This window comes from Rhizobium sp. SVR5-2C, assembly GCF_056755115.1.
Genome location: NZ_JBNDHT010000533.1, coordinates 1 through 243, shown reverse-complemented (window position 1 = coordinate 243; position 243 = coordinate 1). Strand labels below are relative to the sequence as shown.

1 protein-coding gene is annotated in these 243 nt (G+C 61.3%); it reads right to left on the bottom strand.

The genetic code is table 11. The features are described from left to right. On the bottom strand, positions 1–243 hold a 243-nt coding region (locus ACPYOI_RS36800), incomplete at both ends, for an Ig-like domain-containing protein (protein WP_481424275.1).

Below are 243 nucleotides of genomic sequence, written 5' to 3'. Positions count from 1 at the left end.
CATGGGGGTCGGTATTCGAGAGGGTCGCAGCGACGGTGTAAGAGGTCTTGAGACTCCAAGGTTTCGACGGGGTCCACACTGCGTCCTTGAGAGTGCCCGTGACTTCGCTGCCCTCGGAATCCGTGACCTTGACGTCCTTGAGGGTTCCATTGGCGACAGCAAACTTCAGCGCATCACCAGGCTGGAGCTCGGTGATCGGGTGGTCTGCGGCGATTGTCAGAGTGGCGGGGGTTGGGGTCGGAG